The 3,372-nt window shown below is 48.6% G+C and carries 1 tRNA gene and 2 rRNA genes; all 3 read right to left on the bottom strand.

From position 1 onward, the window contains the following. Positions 1–13: 13 nt before the first annotated feature. The 3 genes from rrf to BUC29_RS21015 all read right to left on the bottom strand — a co-directional run bounded on the left by rrf (position 14) and on the right by BUC29_RS21015 (position 3,370). Positions 14–123 (bottom strand): 5S ribosomal RNA (rrf, locus tag BUC29_RS21025). Positions 124–295: 172 nt separating this feature from the next. Then, positions 296–3,177, bottom strand: a 23S ribosomal RNA gene (locus BUC29_RS21020). 119 nt (positions 3,178–3,296) lie between these two features. After that, positions 3,297–3,370, bottom strand: a tRNA-Ala gene (locus tag BUC29_RS21015). Positions 3,371–3,372: the final 2 nt, after the last annotated feature.

The raw sequence follows: 3,372 nt of genomic DNA, 5'->3' as shown, positions 1-3,372 counted from the left end.
AGGGTTTTTAAAAGAAAGGCGACGACATACTCTCCCACAATACTGCAGTACCATCTGCGCAGGCGGGCTTAACTTCTCTGTTCGGGATGGGAAGAGGTGAGCCCCGCCGCAATAACCACCTTAAGGTTTTTAGTCTAAAGTTACAAGTCTTAAAGTCTAAAATTTTCACTTTATGACTTTGGACTTTCGTCTTTCAGACTGCCCGCGACGGGCAAATATTTTAACATACTGAGATAAAGAAAAGTAAAATAGTTTAGAAAGTTTCCTCCCGAGCCTTTCGGCTCGGGAAAAGGGTGTACATAAGCTTACGGATTATTAGTACTACTCGACTATGACATTACTGCCTTTACATCTGTAGCCTATCAACGTGGTCATCTTCCACGATCCTTAAAAGAAATCTCATCTTGTGGTGGGTTTCGCGCTTATATGCTTTCAGCGCTTATCCCTTCCCAACGTAGCTACTCTGCGGTGCCCCTGGCGGGACAACAGATACACTAGAGGTTAGTCCAATTCGGTCCTCTCGTACTAGAATCAGATCCACTCAAATTTCTAACGCCCACAGTAGATAGAGACCGAACTGTCTCACGACGTTCTGAACCCAGCTCGCGTGCCACTTTAATGGGCGAACAGCCCAACCCTTGGGACCTTCTCCAGCCCCAGGATGTGACGAGCCGACATCGAGGTGCCAAACCCCCCCGTCGATATGAGCTCTTGGGGGAGATCAGCCTGTTATCCCCGGCGTACCTTTTATCCTTTGAGCGATGGCCCTTCCATGCGGAACCACCGGATCACTATGCTCTACTTTCGTACCTGATCGACCTGTATGTCTCTCAGTCAAGCTCCCTTATGCCATTGCACTCTACGCACGGTTACCAAGCGTACTGAGGGAACCTTTAGAAGCCTCCGTTACTCTTTTGGAGGCGACCACCCCAGTCAAACTACCCACCAAGCAATGTCCCCCGATTCTCGGGGTTAGGCCTCAGATAAACAAAGGGTTGTATTTCAACAATGACTCCACAACGCCTGGCGACGCCGCTTCATAGTCTCCAACCTATCCTACACATCATTTATCCAAGGTCAATACTAAGCTATAGTAAAGGTGCACAGGGTCTTTTCGTCCCACTGCGGGTAAACGGCATCTTCACCGTTACTACAATTTCACCGAGCTCATGGCTGAGACAGTGTCCAGATCGTTACACCATTCGTGCAGGTCGGAACTTACCCGACAAGGAATTTCGCTACCTTAGGACCGTTATAGTTACGGCCGCCGTTTACTGGGGCTTCAATTCAATGCTTCTCCGAAGATAACATCTCCTCTTAACCTTCCAGCACCGGGCAGGTGTCAGGCCCTATACTTCATCTTACGATTTTGCAGAGCCCTGTGTTTTTGATAAACAGTCGCCTGGACCTCTTCACTGCGGCCCCCATTGCTGGGGGCGACCTTTCTCCCGAAGTTACAGGTCTATTTTGCCTAATTCCTTAGCCATGAATCTCTCGAGCACCTTAGGATTCTCTCCTCAACTACCTGTGTCGGTTTACGGTACTGGTACTAATTACCTGAAGTTTAGAGGTTTTTCTTGGAAGCCCTTAGGCGCACTATCTCTTTGTCCGAAGACTCCGAGTACTATCGTATTTCACCAGTTCCTGCGCATTTAACTACAGGACCTATAGCTAGGTACTTTAACGAACTATTCCGTCAGTTCGCGGCGCTTTCATCACTCCGTCACCCCATCACAGTAATCAGTAGTACGGGAATATTAACCCGTTGGCCATCGACTGTCCCTTTCGGGTTCGCCTTAGGACCAGACTAACCCACAGCTGATTAGCATAGCTGTGGAAACCTTAGTTTTTCGGTGTGCGGGTTTCTCGCCCGCATTATCGTTACTTATGCCTACATTTTCTTTTCTAACCAGTCCAGCCCTCCTTACGAAAAACCTTCAACCCTGTTAGAATGCTCCCCTACCACTTGTACATACATACAAATCCATAGCTTCGGTAATATGCTTATGCCCGATTATTATCCATGCTCGTCCGCTCGACTAGTGAGCTGTTACGCACTCTTTAAATGAATGGCTGCTTCCAAGCCAACATCCTAGCTGTCTGGGCAGACAAACCTCGTTCTTTCAACTTAGCATATATTTGGGGACCTTAGCTGATGGTCTGGGTTCTTTCCCTCTCGGACTTGGACCTTAGCACCCAAGCCCTCACTGCTGAGAAACATTATACAGCATTCGGAGTTTGTCAGGAATTGGTAGGCGGTGAAGCCCCCGCATCCAATCAGTAGCTCTACCTCTATATAACTTAATTCAGCGCTGCACCTAAATGCATTTCGGGGAGTACGAGCTATTTCCGAGTTTGATTGGCCTTTCACCCCTACCCACAGGTCATCCGAAGACTTTTCAACGTCAACCGGTTCGGTCCTCCACTGTGTGTTACCACAGCTTCAACCTGCCCATGGGTAGATCACACGGTTTCGCGTCTAACACTACTGACTAAAGCGCCCTATTCAGACTCGCTTTCGCTGCGGATCCATGGCTGAACCACTTATCCTTGCCAGCAGCGTTAACTCGTAGGCTCATTATGCAAAAGGCACGCCGTCACCCCACTAAAGGGCTCCGACCGCTTGTAAGCGTATGGTTTCAGGATCTATTTCACTCCGTTATTCACGGTTCTTTTCACCTTTCCCTCACGGTACTGGTTCACTATCGGTCTCTCAGGAGTATTTAGCCTTAGCGGATGGTCCCGCCAAATTCAGACAGGGTTTCACGTGCCCCGCCCTACTCAGGATACCACTATCCATTACACTTGTTACCCATACGGGACTATCACCCTCTTTGGTGCTCCTTTCCAGAAGCTTCCGGTTCCTTGTGCATGAAATATCGTGGTCCTACAACCCCAGCACTGCCGTAACAGCACTGGTTTGGGCTAATCCGCGTTCGCTCGCCACTACTTACGGAATCACTTTTGTTTTCTTCTCCTCCGCCTACTTAGATGTTTCAGTTCAGCGGGTTTGCCCACCTATCGGTGTACTATGTCTTCAACATAGTGGGTTGCCCCATTCGGATATCTGCGGATCAATCTGTGTGTGCCAGTCCCCGCAGCTTTTCGCAGCTTATCACGTCCTTCTTCGCCTCTGAGAGCCTAGGCATTCCCCATACGCCCTTATTTTGCTTATTGTACTGACAAGGCTTCCCTTGTCTCTGCCGTCTTGTAATAAATCACAAAACGTGTTCTTTCTACTTTCTTATTATTTTCTTATCTCAATATGTCAATGAACTTCTATTCTTTCGAATCTGTGGAGAATAACGGAGTCGAACCGTTGACCTCCTGCGTGCAAGGCAGGCGCTCTAGCCAGCTGAGCTAATCCCCCAT

Origin of the sequence: Flavobacterium defluvii, from assembly GCF_900129555.1 — a bacterium.
GTDB lineage: Bacteria > Bacteroidota > Bacteroidia > Flavobacteriales > Flavobacteriaceae > Flavobacterium > Flavobacterium defluvii.
This window is presented reverse-complemented; position numbering and strand designations above follow the sequence as displayed.